This window comes from Psychrobacter maritimus, assembly GCF_029953575.1.
Taxonomy (GTDB): Bacteria; Pseudomonadota; Gammaproteobacteria; order Pseudomonadales; family Moraxellaceae; genus Psychrobacter; species Psychrobacter maritimus.
Window position 1 is genome coordinate 2,968,159 of record NZ_CP124526.1, and the last position, 19,626, is coordinate 2,987,784.

Here is a 19,626-nt window from a genome sequence, read left to right on the forward strand (position 1 = left end):
ATAGCTTACACAGATAATTGATAAAAATAACCATCGCTAAAAATAGTCATGCTAAAAACTTAACATTCATCACGATGACGATATATGATGATGGCTAAGCTAAAAAATTAAGCAATAAAATAGTAGTGTGTGCAATCGGATGGTTGCTTAGCAGTATTATTTTATTTACGTGTTTTATTTACGTGTTGTATTGACGCGTTTTATAACTATATGGTTTTATCTACACATTGTTGTATTAGCGAATTTTTATTACAAGATTGTTTTATCGATACATTAACTAGGGATAATGAATGTCATGAAGAAAAGTAACCATTTTGCAAACCCGTTCAGTGCGTGGAGCGGACACCGCTTATTTCATGTTGTCGCAGGTACGCTCGTTGGGGTGATGGCAGTGACGCAGGCATCAGCAATGTTGCCAACGCCAGAACAAGCCGTTGATAACTCAGTGGCCATGCAGGCAAATGCCAACCAAGGCAGTAGCTCAAATGCGCAAGCGGTTAATAGCAAAATCACTGCGTCACTCATTAGTGTCGATACCAATGGTCAGGAACTGCTCGTACCGGTGAATGCCAATACACGCTTGCAGTCAGGTAACGTCTTGGAGTATCAAGGCTACTTTACCAACACCAATGCCGATCGCGTCCGTAAAATGACGGTTACCATGAGTATTCCTGAGCAAGTAGAATTGCTACGTGCCGTATCTCCTGATTTCCCATATGGCAGTGCCGACGGCAGTAATTTTTCTCGTATGCCGTTACGTGGCAAGGTTGATAATCAACTGCAAGAAATCCCATTAAAGTTCTATAAAGCGGTACGTTGGGACTTAGAAGGCGTTGGTCTTAATGACACGGTCGTGGTTAAATATCGTGCGCGTGTTAAATAAGCTCCTTTTTTAATACTTGCTGCATCAAAAAGCACCACAGTGAATACTGCGGTGCTTTTTTATTGTCGTTTTTTGAGCTTCGGCAGTACTGTAGCCTTTAAGTTGTTTTGATCATATTTGTCGTTCATTTATCGATTAAGGAGCTGCTAAAGCGTTGCATATTTACTCTGTGCTTTGTCTTTAATAAGTTGTTTAATTGCATTGATTTGTGGGGTAGTTGCTTGCGCGCCAGCTGTCATCAAAGTACTGCGCTGGCTGGTATCGATTGAGCTGATATGAGCAACATTTGGCGTGATGATAATATCAGCGCGATCACGCTCAAGGCGCATCGATGTAGTAAGACTGCTACTTGCTTGACTGGAATCAGTGCCAGTTGCGGCGGCATTTGCGATAACGCTGCTCTCAAGAAAGCCCCAGAAACTGGTTAATGAGTTGATGGTCGGTTTTTTATTGCTGGCAGAAGTATTAACATTAGCAGCAGTCACATCAATAGCGATGATAATATCGGCACCCAAGTCACGTGCGGTATCAACCGGTACTAAGCTGACCACACCGCCATCGATATATTTTTTACCGACTTGTTCGGGAATGCGCGGGGCAATAAAGATATTGGGCACACTACAGGATGCTTGTACCGCAAGTCCAGCATTGCCACTGCTAAAAACTGCCTTTTTTAGCGTGTGCTTTTCGGCAGCAACCGCGGCAAAGCTGATAGGAAAGTCCTCTATAGCGCGTCCGCTTACTTTTGTATTGATAAAGTTTTTAAGCTTAATACCTTCAATAAAACCTTGATTGGATAAAGTAAAATCTGTCAATTCACTATCAGAAGTATTTAACGCTAAGCGCTCGAGCTGTTTGGCGTTATAACCACTGGCATATAAGCTGCCAACCAAGCTACCGACACTGGTACCGACCACTAGCGTTGGCGTGATACCGTTTTCTTCTAACGCCTTAATCACCCCAATATGAGCAAAACCTTTGGCACCGCCGCCGCCTAATACTAAGGCGACTTTTGGTTGATTGTTTATAGGCGTGACTGTCTCACTAGCTGGCGTCAGGCTCTGACAAGCACTCATAGACAATCCCAATATGCCAAGCATACTGAATCGCAGTAATCGTGATAAATGACGATATGAATAATAGGTAGTAAGTAAAAACATAAAAAACCTTAGCAAAAATCGTCATAGAGGAATAAATGGTTATACGATAAGCCATTCATCAATAGCTTACTCAGAAATCAGCTAGACGCCGTATCGCTAAATAGCTTAGCATAAGCAAGTCGCTTGTCAGTTATAATCATAATGACTGAGTATTTTATAGCAGGTTGATGATTATAGCTTTTATAAGACGGCTCAGACTTTAAAAAATAGACGTTAAAAAGTACAGTTGATTAAATAATATTTACCTTAACATCATTAGGATTATTGATGCCCATATCGGTTAAGCACGCGACAGTGAATCCATCAGACCATATTAGGTCTGATATGCCCGTTTCGGCGCTTGATATGCCGGTGACGGCGCTGGCGGGTGTGGGACCAAAAGTGGCCGAGCAATTAGCCCAATTAGGTATTGAGCGCATTTTTGATTTGCTGCTGCATCTGCCGCGTGATTATGAAGACCGTAGCCGACTGGTATCGATAGCCGATGTGGCGCATGGGCAAGCTGCCTTGATTACAGGGCGGGTGGTGCATGTCGATACCAAGCGTAGTGGTATGACAGTGGTGGTCGATGATGATACTGGCACCATATCGCTGCGTTTTTTTAAGGTGTATCAAGGTCTTGCGCAAACGATGAGTCTTGGCACGCAGCTGCAATTGTTTGGCGAAGTAAAGGTCAGTCGTTACGGTAAGCAGATACATCATCCTGAGTATCAGATTATTAGTAGCAATGAAGCCGTCGTTAATACAGGCTTACAGCCGATTTATCCTAGCGTGAAAGGCTTACATCAAAATAAGCTGCGCACGCTAATTAAGCTTGCGCTGCAAACGGTTCGTACTCAAGGTTTACCGATGACTTTGTTTACGCCAGCTGACTTTGCCGTGGTCGCTGATTTACCGTTAGTACCTTTTGAGCCTGCTAAATTAGCAGTTGCAGAACATGACTTTCCAGACGATATATTTTCAACCCTCGCGCGTAGCGTGCCTGACAACTCTATTAACAATAGTGTAAATAGAGCTGCGTCCTCTATTTATAACCTAAATAATGACTCTAATACAGCCACTGCTAATGATATTGCCAATAATAATGTCTATAACTTAACCATATTTGAAGCCTTAGTATTGCTACATACGCCGCCGACTTATACCGATGCAGGGCGACAATATCAGCTGCTGACGCAATTAAGTGCCCGTACCCATGCGGCTTGTCAGCGTTTAATCATTGAAGAACTGACCGCCCATCAACTTAGCCTATTATATCGCCGTCAGCAATTACATCAGTATAAAGCGCCTAAATGTACTAGCCAAAGCACGCTGACGGATAAGCTATTTGCGGCGTTGCCGTTTGACTTAACCGGTGCGCAGCAACGAGTCATGAAAGATATCACGGCAGATATGGCGACTTCTATTCCGATGCTAAGACTGGTACAAGGCGATGTCGGTGCAGGTAAAACCTTGGTTGCGGCAGGAGCGGCAGGCTATGCGCTAGATAGTGGCTGGCAGGTGGCGGTCATGGCGCCAACGGAAATCTTAGCAGAACAGCATTTGGTGAATTTTAAAAACTGGTTTGAGCCGTTAGGGGTCGGCGTTGGCTGGCTCGCTGGTAAGCAAACGGCAAAGCAGCGCCGCGAAGCCTTAGCGGCAGTGGCGGAAAATACGGTACAAGTGGTCGTTGGCACCCATGCACTATTTCAGGAGCAGGTACAGTTTGCCAAATTGGGCTTGGTTATTATTGATGAGCAGCACCGCTTTGGCGTTGAGCAGCGTATGGCCTTGACCAATAAGGGCGTGGCCAATAGCACGCCGCATCAGCTAATCATGACGGCAACCCCGATTCCGCGTACGCTCGCGATGAGCGTTTATGGTGATATGGATACTTCTATCATCGATGAATTACCTCCGGGGCGTACGCCAATTACCACGGTGACGATTGACCGTAACCGCCGCGATGAAGTCATTGAGCGTATTGCGGTCAATTGTGAAGCAGGCAGGCAGGCGTATTGGGTCTGCTCATTGGTAGAAGAATCCAGTGTGCTCGATGCGCAAGCAGCAGAAGCGACTTATGAAGACTTAAATGAGCGCTTGGATATTCGTATTGGCTTGGTACACGGCAAAATGAAGTCCGCTGACAAACAAGCCACCATGCAAGAATTCAAGACTGGCAATCTTGATTTATTGATTGCCACTACCGTTATCGAAGTGGGTGTTGATGTACCTAATGCGTCGTTAATGGTCATTGAAAATGCTGAACGATTGGGTTTATCGCAATTACATCAATTACGCGGGCGCGTTGGTCGTGGTTCGACCAAAAGCTTCTGCGTACTATTATACCAAAAGCCGTTATCAGAGACGGGCACGGAGCGCTTAAACGTCCTGCGCGAAAGTACCGACGGTTTTGTTATTGCGCAAAAAGACTTAGAGCTACGTGGTCCTGGTGAGTTATTAGGCAAACGCCAAACTGGCAACGTTGGTTATTATTTGGCCGACCTTATCCGCGATGAGCAGTTATTTGCTATTGCGCAGCGCCTAGCAAAACATCTTATTTCTGACCCAACACGTAAAGCGGACGTCAGCCAACTTATCCATCGCTGGATGCCAGAAGCCAGTCGCTATACCAATGCTTAATAATTAACGCTTGCTTAGTAACTGAGCCAATTCTCTGTCATCAACTCTCCTAAAAAAGCCATTATTTTTTTAAAGATAATGGCTTTTTCTTATGGGTTTTATAGGCTATCTAGAAGTTAGAAGGTAATACCAGCCTATTTAAGTTCATTAACGAGATGTTCTGATTATTTGTAATTTTTATCCGTTTCGCTTGGTCAGTTTTACGCCCATCCTTTATTAATAGAAGCAGACTTACGAAGCTAAAACACGATATATAAAAATAAGATGATGACTTAATATATGCTATCCTCAATAAATTTATAGACTATTGTAATCATAAATAGCCCCTTTTTTAGCTATAATTTTCTAACTTTATACCCTTTCTAATTGCCTGTATTGACAGAGAGTTATCATGAGCGATGTTGAAGACAACCAGCGACCAGTTGAACCAGAGCTACCACCTTACCGCCAAGCGGATGCACGTGCGCCCAAATCATCATCGAAATATCCTTGGTGGTTATTGCCAGTATTAGCCGTAGTCCTTGTGATTGGGGTTTTGGTCGGTAAGTATTGGGGCGGCGATAAAGATGCGAGTGTTGATTCATCAGCGGCTAACAAGGCACAAAGCGCAAACGCTGACCCAAAAGAGAGTAGCAATCAACAGGCAGTGCTTTCGGTCGAAACGGTGATGCCAAGCCAAGACAGTATTGGCAATACCTTAAGCGCTGACGGCACCATCAGTGCCAAAGATGTTGCCAATGTCAGCCCTAAAGTAAATGGTGTGGCTATCGAGCAGGTGTTGGTTGAAGAAGGCGATCGGGTCAAAGCGGGGCAAGTCCTGGCGATATTTGATACTGATGCCATGCGGCAGCAAGTCTTGCAGGCAGAAGCCGATGTTGCCGAAGCCGAAGCAACGCTTGCCAATGCAACTGCCGATGCCGCTCGTGTCCTACCGCTGATTGAGATTGATGCCATTAGTAGGCAAGAAGCGGATCGCTATCGTACCTCAAAGCTACAGGCAGAGGCGGCCTTGCAAGCGTCGAAAGCGCGTCTTAGTACCCAACGCTTGAGTGTGAAAAACGCCAACGTGGTTGCGCCGGTCAGCGGTGTCATCAGTGAAAAAATGGCGGAAGTCGGTATGGTTGCTGGTGGTGAGCCATTATTTACTATCATTAAAGGCGGTATTTTAGAGTGGCGTGCGGATATCGATCCTAAGCTGCTAGGCGAAGTGAGTGTCGGTACGCCAGTGCGCGTCAGCTTGCCAGCCGGCGATTCGGTTATGGGTAAGGTTAATCGTATTGCGCCAACGGCTGATGATAATCGCCAAATCACCATTTATGCCAGCCTTGCTGCGAACTCAAAAGTACGCGCGGGCATGTACCAAACGGGCGAGTTTTTATTGGGTAGTACCAGCGCGCAAACGGTGCCCAATAGCGCTATCGTCAGTAATGACGGCTATGATTATGTGATGCTAGTGACCAATATTAAGAGCCAAGACGGTCAAAACATTGGCCGTATCAAGCAACAACGCGTGACCTTAGGTGAGCGCTTTGGTGATAGTGTGGAGTTGACAGAGCCATTACCTGCAGAAAGCCGACTGGTAAAGCAGGGTGGCAGCTTCTTAAACGATGGCGACTTAGTACGTGTCGTTGATGGTTTAAATACAGCCAATGATAAATCGGGTAGCCAAGCTGGAAAAACGGCAACCGCCGCAAGCACTGGCACAGCCACGCAGGCGCGCTCATGAGTTTAAATGTTTCCGCTTACTCGATTAGAAATCCTTTAGTTGCCATTTTGCTATTTGTGCTGCTGACCTTGGGTGGCATCTACGGCTTTATGCAAATGAAGGTGCAGCAGTTTCCTGATATTGACCTGCCAGCGGTGGTGGTCACGGTCACTTTACCGGGTGCTGCGCCATCACAGCTCGAAAACGATATTGCAAAAAAGGTGGAAAATAAGCTCACCAGTATTGAGGGTGTCAAGCATATTCGCACCACCCTGCAGACGGGCGTAGCGACCATCGCCACCGAGTTTGTCTTAGAAAAAGACATTCAAGAAGCGGTGGACGATGTGCGCTCGGCAGTCGGTGAGGTACGGGGCGATTTACCAGCTGCTGCCAATGATCCTATCATTACCAAGGTTTCAACGTCAGGTTTCCCCGTCGTTACCTACTCTGTTGCCTCTGAAAATATGAATGTGGAGGATTTATCTTGGTTCGTCGATGACACCATTACCAAGCGTCTCTCTGATATACCGGGTGTCAGCACCGTCAGCCGTATCGGCGGTTTGCAGCGTGAGATTACGGTTGCCGCTGACCCTATTACTCTAAGTGGTCTTAAGCTTTCTATCACTCAGTTATCCAATCAAATCACTGGTATTCAGCAAGACAGCTCAGGCGGTGAAGCAGAAGTAGGCAAAACCACCCAGACCATTCGTGTGCTTGGGGCGGTTGAGCGCGCCAGTGATTTAAACAATTTACAAGTTGCTGTGCCGACAGGTGGTACGCAAGCGCTCGGACGTATGGCGCAAATCACTGATGGCGCCGCTGACCCAAGCTCGATTGCCAAGCTAGATGGCGAAACCGTGGTGGCATTTAATATCACCCGTTCACGCGGTGCCAGTGAGGTGGAGGTTATGGAGCTGGTTGATGCTGAGCTTGCCAAGCTGTCAGCCGATATCGGCAATATCGATATTGAAAAAGTCTATGATAGAGCCACGCCAATTGCCGAGGATTATCAAGCATCTTTACGCATGCTGATAGAAGGCGGTTTGCTTGCCGTAGTCGTGGTATTCTTATTTTTACGCAATATCCGCGCGACCTTTGTAGCGGCGGTAGCATTGCCACTGTCAGTCATTCCTACTTTTTTAGGTATGTACTTATTTGGCTTTAGTCTTAATATTATCTCGTTATTAGCACTGTCTTTGGTCATTGGCGTACTGGTCGATGATGCGATTGTAGAAGTCGAAAACATCATCCGCCATTTGCGTATGGGCAAAACCCCTTATGAAGCCGCGATGGAAGCGGCTGATGAGATTGGCTTGGCAGTCGTCGCGACCACCTTTACTCTAATTGCGGTATTTTTACCGACGGCCTTTATGGGCGGTATTGTCGGGCAGTTTTTCCGGCAATTTGGTTGGACAGCGGCCTTATCCATATTTGCATCGTTAATGGTCGCGCGTCTTATCACCCCGATGATGGCCGCTTATATATTGCGCCCAGAAAAAAAGCACGTTGAAAAACAAAGCGCATTGATGGATTGGTATTTAAAAGTGGTCTCATGGACGCTGCATCATCGCTGGATTACGATGGGGGCGACGTTAATATTATTTGTGGCGTCGTTGGCTTTGGTGAAATTACTACCAACGTCATTTATCCCTGATAATGATATTGACCAGACGCGGGTTGAGATTGAGCTGACCCCAGATGTGGCGCTTGAAGATACCGAGCGTGTTGCGGCGATGGCCAGTGAACGTATACTGGCGATGCCTGAAGTGACCAATATTTTTACCTCAGTAGGAGAAGCGCAAGCGGCAATGGAAGCCAGCTCAGGCGGCAAAGCTGAAAATATCGCAGGCTTGGATATTGTGCTTGCTCCAAGAGCAGAGCGCGGCTCTAAGCAAGAGATTGAGCGTCAGATAAGCAGCATGTTGGCAGAAGTGCCGGGCGCGCGCTTTTCCGTTGGTTTATCGAGTGGCGGTGAAACTGGTTATAATTTTTCTTTAACCAGTACCGATCCGCGCCTGCTTGAGCAAACAGCGCAGCAAATGATGGCAGAGATTCGGGCGTTACCAAGTGCTGGTGCCGTCACCAGTGATCGCAGTCTGCCGCGCCAAGAGCTGACAGTGACACCAAACAGACTGGCGATGGCTGATAAAGGCGTGACCACGCAAGATATTGCTACGACTTTACGTGTGGCGACCGTGGGCGATTATGAGCAGCGTTTATCTAAGCTGAATCTCGATACGAGGCAGATACCGATAGTGGTGCGTTTGCCAGATATTGCCAAGCAAAATGTCAGTCAATTAGAAGGTCTATATGTGCCGAGTGCCTTACCTGCGGGACAAGGCGTACGAGTGGGTGAAGTGGCGTCGTTAGATTTTGGTACTGGACCTGCGCAAATCAGCCGCCTCGATCGTGAGCGGGCGATTAGTATCACAGTCCAGCCTGCCAATGGCGAGCTTGGTGACTTGGTACAAGCGGTTAAAAGCATACCCAGTATGCAACAGATGCCAGCTTCTATTACCATTATTGACCAAGGGCAAGCGGAAAACATGGCTGAGCTATTTAGCGGTTTTGTGATTGCGATGTCGGTTGGTGTGGTCTGTATTTTAGGCGTGCTGATTTTATTATTTGGGCGGATATTGCAGCCCTTTACTATTTTGATGGCGTTACCGTTGTCTATCGGTGGCGCTTTTGTCGGCTTGGTGATTACCAATAGCAGTCTGTCGATGCCATCGATGATTGGTTTTATTATGCTAATGGGTATCGCCACCAAAAACTCTATCTTGTTGGTCGACTATGCCCTAATTGCACAGCGCCGAGGTTTGGCGCGTTTTGATGCCATTATCGATTCTTGTCGTAAGCGTGCGCGGCCAATTATTATGACTACCATTGCGATGGGCGCTGGCATGCTGCCTTTAGTATTTGGTTGGGGCGATGCCGATCCCACCTTCCGTCGTCCGATGGCCGCCGCAGTATTGGGTGGTTTGGTGACCTCAACCTTATTAAGTCTCGTCGTCATTCCCGTGGTTTATACCTTGATGGATGACTTATCAGGATGGTTTGGTAAATGGTTGATACCGCATGGTAAAGATAAAGAAAGCACAGTTATCGAAAAGTAGTCAGTGCTGGTAAAGTGGTTGATTCTTACGTTAAATATTGGCTAAAGGTTAGTTTGTTGTGAAGTGCCAATTTATTCTCACAGGGTAAATTATACGGTAGTCTAGCTATGAATATGGAGCTATCTTAGATAAGTAAAATAATCTAGGATAGCTCCATAAATATTGTTTATTTCATATTAATTACGCTTTAATTATTCAATCTTTTTTTATGAGTTTCAAAAAATAGTATTTCATATTCAGCAGTAAACGTTAAAAATATTTATCTACTTTTACGAAAAATGTGCTGTTGCTACGCTCATAAAGTGGCAAGTTACTGTCAATTTTCTGATATTCGTAGTTTAACTTTGGTGTAAAACCTTGCCAACTAAGTTTTTTATGCCCTAGGGTTGTACTAAATTGATATTCATCGTCTTTACGCTTTTCGCCATAAAAGAAATTGTCTGCTTTAAAATCTCGCTGAGCGTAACGAAGACTGCTTCTCACACTAATCTTTTCTCCAGAAAAAGCCATTCCTCCACGTATACCTTGACGATCTGATGATTCAGCCTGATCTGCTAAGTCATCACGCATAAAATCAGCACCGGCATAAACCAGCCATTTAGGCTTTGGTTGGTAAAGTAAAATCCACGCAGTACTGTTGGCATGACCATCGTAGTAATTAGCTAAGTCATCGTCCTCATAACGCTTCTGTAAATGTGAGACACTCCCAGAAACTTGCCATTGATCTGATACTTGTCGGTTGTATTCTAACGTCGCTGCATAGTTCTGATTATATCGACTTCCACCTAGCAAGTTTTGCTCAACCATCGTTATGACACCCCATGATTGCTTGATGTCTTTATAACGGTAGCCTAAATTTGCTTGCAGTGTTAATTCACTATAATCACTATTATCCCAATAATTTACGCCCCCTAAGTCTACACTTTTATAAATATAATGATTGCCTTTGAGATTTTTTTCTTGAGTAGCACCGACGTTATAACGTATGCCGTGTGCATCTTGCGGTAATGAATCATCACTACGAATAAACGTGGCTTCACCAAGCACTAACTCTTTTAAATCAGATGCCTGATTGACGTTATCAGTGGATTCATAACTAAAGTTTAGTGTAGGCTGCCATTCTTGAGATTTTTTGATGGTGCCTAAAAGCTGGCCAACCAAAACTTGTAATGCTGGTGCAAGATAGGGCTCAGCTGTCTCAAGTTGCACTTTTGCTTCGGTATAACGCTTGTCTTCATATAACATCATTGCCAAATCAAATCTTGGATAATGTAGATTTGGTTGACGCTCTAAGAGTTGCTGATATAACACAATAGCTTCTTTTTGGCGACCCTGATGTCGATATAGTGCCCCTAGTCCATAATCATATAAAATTGGATCAAAGTTCGTAGTGGTAAGATATTGAGCCAATAGTTTTTCTAGCATTTGCCAGTCTTTAGTGACAATGGCAAAGTTGATGCTTTCTTCCAGACTGCTACCTTCTGCTAGTGGTGCAACACTTGGCGTATTAAGACTAGGCTGGTTGAGTAGTAATTCTGGTTGTACCTGCGGCGTCTTTTCAAAAAATACGGTTTGGGTAGGGGGTATTTCTTGAGCGATGGCTGGGGCAGATAATGCAATACAAAAGGCTGTATATAGCTTTATTTTCATTAACTTTTACCGATATGACGAAAAAAAACCGTTTGAAATATATATTTAATACTTCAAACGGTTTAAGTTATAAATTCAATCAAGCTGAAGCTTTCTATTATTTAGAAATTTCACCACGAGTACCGCCAAAGCCAATCGTATCTTTACCATCGAAGACAACCTTACCAGCAATTTCTTCAGCCTTTTTGCCATAGAAATCTAGTAGGTAGTTTCCGTTTCTGTAGCCTTGTTGAGCTATTGCAGAGATTCCAGTTCCTGAAATTGAGCCTTGCTGTAACTCAACAGTATCGCCTAAGCCAGTAATAGAACCATTACCAGTTCTATCCTTAAAGTTTACATCATATGATAACAAGCCCTCTGTATACAAACCTGAAGTTGAAGAAAAGATAGGGTTTTTCTCACTACTAAATGCTTTACCAGAATAATTTGCCGTTCCTAAAGATGGAATTGCATTAACTTCAGTTTTTAATCCTTTGATAGCAATATCAGAGGTCATACCAGAATCAAAGATGTATGAGCCTACGCCCTTTGTCCAACTTGTATAACTTCCTAAAACAACAGAATAAGGCTGATTGTAAACTACTTCATGTTCGAGAGTGAAAGTTCTATCACCGTTAATCGTAGAGTCAGAAGCAGATGTTCTTTGCGCTGTAATTTGACCTATAGGATACGCATAATTATTATGATACTCACCTTTGGTCTGGTATAGAGTTTCATCTAAAGCAATTCTTTCATTCTCAGCAATGATAGTTTCTAATGCAGCTTGTGCAGCTGTTGCATTGGCCTCTTTATTGGCTTCGGCATAAGCAGTTGCTTGATCATCATTTAAGCCCGCTTTTTTAGCTTTATCGAGTAAGGCTAGACGATTGGCTTCGATCTTTTGCAAGCGTTTTTTCTCAGCCTTTTCAGCAGCGGCTTTGTCAGCAGCAGCTTTATCGGCAGCGGCTTTATCGGCAACTAAAGTTTCTAATGCAGTTTGCGCCACTTTATCAGTAGCTTGCTTATTGGCTTCTGCATAAGCAGCTGCTTGTGCAGCACTTAAGCCTGCTTTCTTAGCTTTATCGAGTAAGACTAGACGATTGGCTTCGATTTTTTGTAAGCGTTCTTTCTCAGCTTTATCGGCAGCGGCTTTCTCAGCAGCGGCTTTCTCAGCAGCAGCTTTCTCAGCAGCAGCTTTCTCAGCAGCGGCTTTCTCAGCAGCAGCTTTTGCAGCGGCAGCTTTCTCAGCAGCGGCTTTCTCAGCAGCAGCTTTTTCAGCAGCAGCTTTTTCAGCAGCAGCTTTTTCAGCAGCGGCTTTCTCAGCAGCCGCTTTCTCAGCGGCAGCTTTTGCAGCAGCTTTTTCAGCAGCTTTTTCAGCAGCGGCTTTCTCAGCAGCGGCTTTCTCAGCAGCAGCTTTCTCAGCAGCAGCTTTCTCAGCAGCAGCTTTATCGGCAGCATCCTGCTCTGATAATGGTGGGGTGTTTGGAGATAGTTTTGTGTGATTGCCGCCACTGCTACATGCGACAATAGTTACTGCTAGAATAGTAAGAGCGCTTACTTTTGAGAAATGAATTAAGGACACTTTATTGTTGCTCCGTTTAACCTAAGGTTATTTTGATTTTACAATCTCAGTTTTTCTTAAAACTAAAAGATATAAGGTTCTTATAATTTTTAGAAAAATGAGATTTATTCTTACTTCTGAAAATATGTTTACTTTATAATGTATTACTCTATTGTTATATAAGATTTCAAGAGAATATTTATTTTATTTATCCATTTAAAATTTGTAACTTATTGGGTGTCTATGTAAATAGGCTATGTAAGCTATTAACTATCTTGAATAGCTTTAGAATAGGGAGTGTTTCGTAAAGTTTTGAGGGGCGAAGATAAGTAGTTTTTTATAGGGAATATGTTTCAGAAAAATGGTAAGTAGTGTAATTCTAAGCGGGGCGCTAAGGTGACTACGTAATAAGCATATGATGAGAATTGTTGGTAGGGAGCGTGATGTTACTTATTGTCTTATACTTTAAGGATAGCTAATTAAGAATATAAAACCCGTTGATATAAACTTAATTCAGTAATATTCTGAACTTAATAGCTACTTATTTTAATTAAATTTTCCGTTGATTGGTGATTAAACATTGGTTTTAAGTTTTAAAAAAATTCGCTCATATTAATAATAAGAAGGCGAAGGATTTAATGTAATATTCATTGAGTTTTAAATTATTACACTTTAAATTTTATCTTATATATATATATTTAAATTTTCATCAATTTCTGAGCTACTCCCTAATTCTCTAAGACTATCTTCGCTCGTCGTGAAGATGATTCCTCTCAAAGCAATCCTTTAAAACCCCAACTTTCTAATCCTTTTCTCATAGCCTAACTTACAAACATGAATTTTACTCATCTTTAATTTAAATAGTATCATTTTTATTCATGGTTCGGTTCAGGTATGATTTATCTCATACACAAATTTGGTTTTATCTCAGACTATGAGAATAGATTAGGGTAGCGGATTATCATGAGTACAGAATTCACCTGTTCAATTAAGCGCATTCGTTTTGATGAAAACTATCATCCTGCAGACAGCACGCGTCTGACGACTAACTTTGCAAATTTGGCGCGCGGTGAGCATCGCCAAGAGAATTTACGCAAAACATTAACCATGATTAACAATCGTTTTAACGCCTTGGCGCATTGGGATAACCCGACCGCAGACCGTTATTCTATTGAGGTTGATATCATTTCTGTCGATATGGATGTCGCAGGTAATGGTGATACATTCCCTGTTATCGAAACGCTCAAAACAACGATTATTGACCATAAAGACAACAGCCGTATTGACGGGATGATTGGCAACAGTTTCTCCTCTTACGTGCGCGATTATGACTTTAGTGTGGTCCTGCCAGAGCATTTCGATAAACATCCTGCATCGCAACCGCCAGAAGATTTTGGCGATTTACATGGCAAATTGTTTCAATATTTATTGAACTCAGAGGCCTACCAAGCCAACTTTACTAAAAAACCGGTCATTTGCCTCAGTGTGTCTACTAGTAAGACCTATCAGCGTACGACCAATCAGCATCCAGTATTAGGGGTTGAGTACAAACAAGACGGCTGCTCTTTGAACAAGGGGTCATTGACTGATGAGTACTTTTCCAAAATGGGCTTAACCGTGCGCTACTTTATGCCTGCAGGTAGTGTGGCGCCTTTAGCGTTTTATTTTGCCGGTGACTTGCTGACGGATTACACCGATTTTGAGCTAATCAGTGCGATCAGTACCATGGAGACTTTCCAAAAAATCTATCGACCTGAAATTTACAATGCCAACTCAAGCGCAGGTCAAGTCTATCAGCCGAGTTTAAACTACCAAGATTATTCACTGACGCAAATTGTCTATGACCGCGCAGAACGCAGCCAAATGGCGGTGACGCAAGGTAAGTTCACAGAAGCGCAATTTATCAAGCCCTACCAAGACATTCTTGAGGAATGGGCAGCAAACTATGATGTTGCAACTCATACTGCTCAAAAAGAATCGGTTAAAGAAAATGCTGTCAAAAAACAGGCTGCTTAACTGAGCGACATCTAATTAACTGACCTATAAAATACGAATGAATAAGAAGATGAATCCCATGACAATATTATTACCGACACAAAAATTGTTACCAACATCAACTGCGGGCAGCTTACCAAAACCTTCTTGGCTTGCCGAACCTGAAAAAATTTGGTCACCTTGGGCATTAGAAGGCGAGCAGCTGCTTGAAGCCAAACAAGATGCGCTACGTTTAACATTGCAAGAACAGCGTCATGCAGGGATTGATATTGTCAGTGATGGCGAGCAGACGCGTCAGCATTTTGTCACCACCTTTATTGAACATCTTGATGGCGTCGATTTTGAGAATCGAAAAACCGTTAAAATTCGTGATCGTTATGATGCCAGTGTGCCGTCAGTCGTTGGGGCTGTGAGCCGTCAAAAGCCAGTATTCGTTGAAGATGCGAAGTTTTTACGTCAGCAAACCGATCAGCCGATCAAATGGGCGCTGCCCGGTCCGATGACCATGATTGATACCTTATATGATGGTCATTATAAAAGCCGTGAAAAATTGGCGTGGGAATTTGCTAAAATCCTCAATCAAGAAGCGAGAGAATTAGAAGCGGCGGGTGTAGATATCATTCAATTTGATGAACCTGCGTTTAACGTGTTCTTCGACGACGTCAACGACTGGGGTATTGCTACTTTAGAGCGTGCGATTGAAGGGCTGAAATGTGAGACGGCAGTGCATATATGCTACGGCTATGGCATCAAAGCCAATACCGATTGGAAAAAGACACTGGGTTCAGAGTGGCGTCAATATGAGCAAGCCTTTCCTAAGTTGCAGCAGTCGAATATCGATATTGTCTCACTGGAATGTCAAAACTCACATGTGCCAATGGATTTGATAGAACTGATTCGCGGTAAAAAAGTGATGATTGGTGCCATTGACGTTGCAACCAATAGCATTGAAACCCCTGAAGAGGTTGCGGATACACTACGCAAAGCGCTGCAATTTGTTGATGCGGACAAGCTCTATCCTTCGACCAACTGCGGCATGGCACCGTTATCGCGCCAAGTGGCACGCGATAAATTGAACGCGTTAAGCGCAGGCGCAGCAATCGTGCGTCAAGAGCTGACGGCTTAGGATTTATTAACTAAACTTATGCAAAATCGAGCTTTTGTAGGTCAGGTTTTTAACCCCGCCTATAAAAGCTTGTTTAAACTTATGAGTGACCTCAGTTATCAATGTACATACTGACTTAACATTTAGGATTGCAGCAATGAGTAAAGATGTGATTGAAGCAACCGACTTTAGAGATGCCATGTCTTTGTTGACGACCGCCGTCAATGTAGTCACCACCAAAGGCAGCTCAGGTGCTCATGGGTTTACCGCCTCGGCGGTATGTAGCGTCACCGATACACCGCCAACCTTGCTGGTCTGTATGAATCAAACGGCTCGCTCACATGCTCATTTTCTTGAAAACAAAACCTTGAGTGTTAATGTGTTGGGCGCACAGCATGAATCTATATCCAATGCTTTTGCTTCTAAATTATGCTCAGAAGAGCGCTTTCGGCACGGTGCTTGGACGCAGTTAGTAACCGGAGCTCCTGTTTTAACAGATGCATTGGTCAGTTTTGACTGTGAGATTGAGGATATTCAGCAAGTTGGCACGCACAGTGTCTTTATGTGCCGAGTTGTCGCCATCAAACAAGGCTATCAACAAAACAGTACTGATGAAAGTTTGGTGTATTTTAACCGTGCTTACCATCAAGTAGGTCAGGTAGAAATCGTTTAAGCTGACTTTCTGACATTGATTATCTCATGGTCATTTAACTATAGTCAGCTCAATATCAAGCCGATACAGTGAAACTGGAATGAATTTTTTGTAGCCTCTGTCGGCGTAGGCACAGCAAGCTAGAAAAATTTGTACCAGTTTTACCTTGCCAGATAATGTATCCATGTTATTTAGCATCGACTATAAAACTATCATTTAACCGAGAAGTAGCTATCCTGTGGAACTAATCATTTTTTTAATAATAGGCGCGCTAGCAGGATTTGCTGCGGGGCTTTTTGGTGTGGGCGGCGGGACGATTATCGTACCACTATTATTTATCGTCTTTACCCAAATGGATTACAGTCCTGACAGCATTATGCATTTGGCCTTAGGTACGTCGCTGGCGACCATCATTGTCACCTCTATCAGCTCGTTGATGGCGCACAATAAAAAGGGCGCCGTCATGTGGCCGGTCTTTAAAAACCTAGCACCCGGCTTAGCGATTGGCTGTTTTTTAGGGGCAGGTATTGCAGGACAGATATCTGGGCTGTATCTTCAGCTTATCGTCGGGGTGTTTTTGCTGTGGGTCGCTTATAAGATGTTTTTCGGTGGCAAAAAACAAGTCGTTAGTCATGCTAATGATGTCGCTGGCGCTAATACAGAACTGCCTTCAAAACCTAAGCAGCTAGCAGCAGGCGGGGTTATTGGTATTGCTTCTGCCATTTTCGGTATTGGCGGCGGCAGCTTAACCGTACCTTATCTCACGCGTTACGGTGTGGTCATGCAAAAAGCCGTTGGCACGTCAGCAGCGTGTGGCTTGCCGATTGCCATCGCTGGAGCGTTAGGCTTTATGTTCTTTGGCATGCAGCAACAAGTTGATGTGCCCAATACCATTGGCTTTGTGCATATTAATGCCTTTTTAGGCATTAGCATCATGAGCTTTTTCACTGCGAAGCTAGGTGCAAAGGTCGCCCATATACTATCACCGAAGCTTTTAAAGAAATGCTTTGCGGTATTATTAACCGTGGTGGGGTGTTATTTCCTTTATAAAGGGTTAGTTTGAGCATAAAAAAAGCCCTCACTGCGATGTTAAACAGCAGCAAGGGCTAATAGTTGAGTCAATAGTATGATACTTTATTACTCAGTATGAATCTTTATTACTCGCTCACAATAGATATTAGCTAACTAGTAAACATTATTCGACTGTTACTGATTTTGCGAGGTTGCGAGGTTGATCGACATCTGTACCGCGCATCACCGCCACATGATAAGACAACAGCTGCACCGGCACGCTATAGACGATAGGGGCAAGCGTCTCGCACACATCAGGCACATAAACCACGTGCATTCTATCTTCTGCAACCATCTTGCTTTCTTCACTGGCAAATACAAACAGCTCACCGTGGCGCGCGTGTACCTCTTGCATGTTGGCTTTTAGCTTATCAAACATACTGTCTTTTGGGGCCAATACCACGATAGGCATGTCTTTATCAACCAATGCCAATGGGCCATGTTTTAGCTCGCCTGCTGCATAGCCTTCGGCGTGAATATACGAGATTTCTTTGAGCTTTAGCGCCCCTTCTAAGGCAATAGGGAACTGTAAACCACGACCTAAGAACAAGCAGCTTTTCTTATATTCAAAATGCTCACTCATGACTTTGATAGGTGCATCAAGGTTTAAGCTGGCATGTAGTTGACCGGGTAATTGTTGCAGTTGACCAAGTAAGGTCGTTAGGTTTTCGCCAGTCATACGCTCTTGTACGACACCCACTTTTAAGACGAGTAACATCAAAGCGGCAAGCTGAGTAGTAAAGGCTTTGGTAGAAGCAACGCCAATCTCGGGGCCTGCAAGCGTTGGTAAAAAGATATCCGTCTCACGTACCAAAGACGATGTCGGTACATTACATAAGGCTAAGCTAACTAGCCCTGTTGGTGTATGCTTTTGAATATCACGTAGCGCCGATAAGGTGTCCGCGGTTTCACCAGATTGCGAAATACAAATGACTAGTGTGTTATCGACGACAACCGGATTGCGATAGCGGAATTCACTAGCAACCTCAACCGAACACGGCACACGAATCAGGCTCTCAAACCAATATTTAGCGACCAAACCTGAGTGATAACTGGTACCACAAGCGATGACTTGGACGTGTTTAATGCCTTTTAATTGCGCTTCATGACGCTGTAAAAAATCATCGCGTAATTTAGAGGTTGTACCGTTATCAACTGCCATCTCGACGGTTCTTCTGACAGCATCTGGCTGCTCGTAGATTTCTTTGAGCATATAATGCTTAAACTCACCTTTATCGGCATTATGCTGCGCGGCGTCAATTTCATGTATCTCACGCTTTACTTCGACACCGTCGGCATAAACCTGAATGCTACTACGCGTCAATTTGGCGATATCGCCTTCTTCTAGATACATAAAGCGATTGGTGACCGGTAATAGGGCTAATTGGTCAGAGGCGATAAAGTTCTCGCCGATACCCACACCGATGACCAAAGGCGAGCCCAAGCGGACGGTAATCAGCTCTTCTGGGCAATCGATATGTACAATACCAAGGGCAAAAGCGCCATGTAATAAAGGAATAACGGCGCGCACCGCTTCTAGTAAATCAGGCGTTGTTTTGTAGATGTCATTGATTAAATGGGCGACAACTTCGGTATCCGTTTGCGAGGTAAACTCGTAGCCTTTGGCAACCAGCTCTTCTTTTAGCTCGGCATAGTTTTCAACGATACCGTTGTGGACGACAGCGATTTTACCTGATACGTGCGGGTGGGCGTTACGTTGAGCAGGTTCGCCATGCGTTGCCCAACGGGTATGCGCAATACCGATATGACCATCGAAAAATTCAGGGTTGACTGCGACAGCATCGACCAGCTCTTGCACTTTACCCACTTGACGCTCGCGATGGAGCTCGCCATTACGAATGACAACCAAACCAGCGGAATCATAACCACGGTATTCTAGGCGCTTAAGACCCTCAAGTAAGATATTGGCGATATTACGCTCAGCTACTGCTCCAACGATTCCACACATAACTATTCCTTAAATTCGATGTTTCATGTTTTGATTGTTCAATGCTTAGATGTTTTACGATTATATTTATTTATCAAATAATAGAACTTTACATTAGGTCAGTGCGAGACTTTTGCGCTAACAATCCTGACGCTATAAATATAAGGAAGCAGCATCAC

At 44.0% G+C, this 19,626-nt stretch carries 12 protein-coding genes; 8 read left to right on the plus strand and 4 right to left on the minus strand.

Going from position 1 to position 19,626, the window contains the following annotated elements; genetic code table 11:
• Positions 1-295 precede the first annotated feature (295 nt).
• Positions 296-883, plus strand: a complete 588-nt coding sequence (locus QJS82_RS12655; RefSeq protein ID WP_281490720.1) for a hypothetical protein — start codon at positions 296-298, stop codon at positions 881-883.
• A 146-nt stretch (positions 884-1,029) separates the two neighbouring features.
• On the opposite strand, the gene QJS82_RS12660 is transcribed toward QJS82_RS12655, so the two are convergent.
• Positions 1,030-1,959, minus strand: coding sequence for a patatin-like phospholipase family protein (locus QJS82_RS12660; RefSeq protein ID WP_281490721.1), 930 nt, complete (start codon positions 1,957-1,959; stop codon positions 1,030-1,032).
• 351 nt (positions 1,960-2,310) lie between these two features.
• Between QJS82_RS12660 and recG the strand changes: the two genes are divergently transcribed.
• The 3 genes from recG (at position 2,311) to QJS82_RS12675 (ending at position 9,486) form a co-directional block, all read left to right on the plus strand.
• Positions 2,311-4,665, plus strand: coding sequence for an ATP-dependent DNA helicase RecG (recG, locus tag QJS82_RS12665; RefSeq protein WP_281490722.1), 2,355 nt, complete (start codon positions 2,311-2,313; stop codon positions 4,663-4,665).
• Positions 4,666-5,056: 391 nt separating this feature from the next.
• On the plus strand, positions 5,057-6,391 hold the full coding sequence (locus QJS82_RS12670) for an efflux RND transporter periplasmic adaptor subunit (RefSeq protein ID WP_281490723.1): 1,335 nt from the start codon (positions 5,057-5,059) through the stop codon (positions 6,389-6,391).
• The gene (locus tag QJS82_RS12675; protein WP_201626066.1) at positions 6,388-9,486 is read left to right on the plus strand and encodes an efflux RND transporter permease subunit; all 3,099 of its coding nucleotides are present in this window, start codon (positions 6,388-6,390) and stop codon (positions 9,484-9,486) included. Before QJS82_RS12670 ends, QJS82_RS12675 begins: the two co-directional genes overlap by 4 nt.
• Positions 9,487-9,735: 249 nt before the next feature.
• Here QJS82_RS12675 and QJS82_RS12680 read toward each other — a convergent pair whose 3' ends face one another.
• Together QJS82_RS12680 and QJS82_RS12685 are read right to left on the minus strand one after the other, a co-directional pair.
• Positions 9,736-11,136, minus strand: coding sequence for a surface lipoprotein assembly modifier (locus QJS82_RS12680; RefSeq protein WP_281490724.1), 1,401 nt, complete (start codon positions 11,134-11,136; stop codon positions 9,736-9,738).
• A 97-nt stretch (positions 11,137-11,233) separates the two neighbouring features.
• Positions 11,234-12,697: a Slam-dependent surface lipoprotein gene (locus tag QJS82_RS12685; protein ID WP_281490725.1), complete on the minus strand. Its 1,464-nt coding sequence runs from the start codon at positions 12,695-12,697 to the stop codon at positions 11,234-11,236.
• Positions 12,698-13,639: 942 nt separating this feature from the next.
• Between QJS82_RS12685 and QJS82_RS12690 the strand changes: the two genes are divergently transcribed.
• From QJS82_RS12690 to QJS82_RS12705, 4 genes are all read left to right on the plus strand, one after another.
• Positions 13,640-14,692 (plus strand): DUF1852 domain-containing protein, encoded by a 1,053-nt coding sequence (locus QJS82_RS12690; protein WP_281490726.1) that lies wholly within the window; start codon positions 13,640-13,642, stop codon positions 14,690-14,692.
• A 58-nt stretch (positions 14,693-14,750) separates the two neighbouring features.
• Positions 14,751-15,797 carry a methionine synthase gene (locus tag QJS82_RS12695; RefSeq protein WP_281490727.1) on the plus strand — a complete coding sequence of 349 codons (1,047 nt, stop codon included), beginning with the start codon at positions 14,751-14,753 and terminating at the stop codon, positions 15,795-15,797.
• A 148-nt stretch (positions 15,798-15,945) separates the two neighbouring features.
• A complete protein-coding gene (locus QJS82_RS12700) occupies positions 15,946-16,449 on the plus strand; it encodes a flavin reductase (protein WP_281491730.1) in 504 nt (167 codons plus the stop codon).
• A 217-nt stretch (positions 16,450-16,666) separates the two neighbouring features.
• Positions 16,667-17,491, plus strand: a complete 825-nt coding sequence (locus QJS82_RS12705; protein ID WP_281490728.1) for a sulfite exporter TauE/SafE family protein — start codon at positions 16,667-16,669, stop codon at positions 17,489-17,491.
• Positions 17,492-17,623: 132 nt separating this feature from the next.
• Here QJS82_RS12705 and glmS read toward each other — a convergent pair whose 3' ends face one another.
• A complete protein-coding gene (glmS, locus tag QJS82_RS12710) occupies positions 17,624-19,468 on the minus strand; it encodes a glutamine--fructose-6-phosphate transaminase (isomerizing) (protein ID WP_281490729.1) in 1,845 nt (614 codons plus the stop codon).
• Between the last annotated feature and the right edge of the window lie 158 nt (positions 19,469-19,626).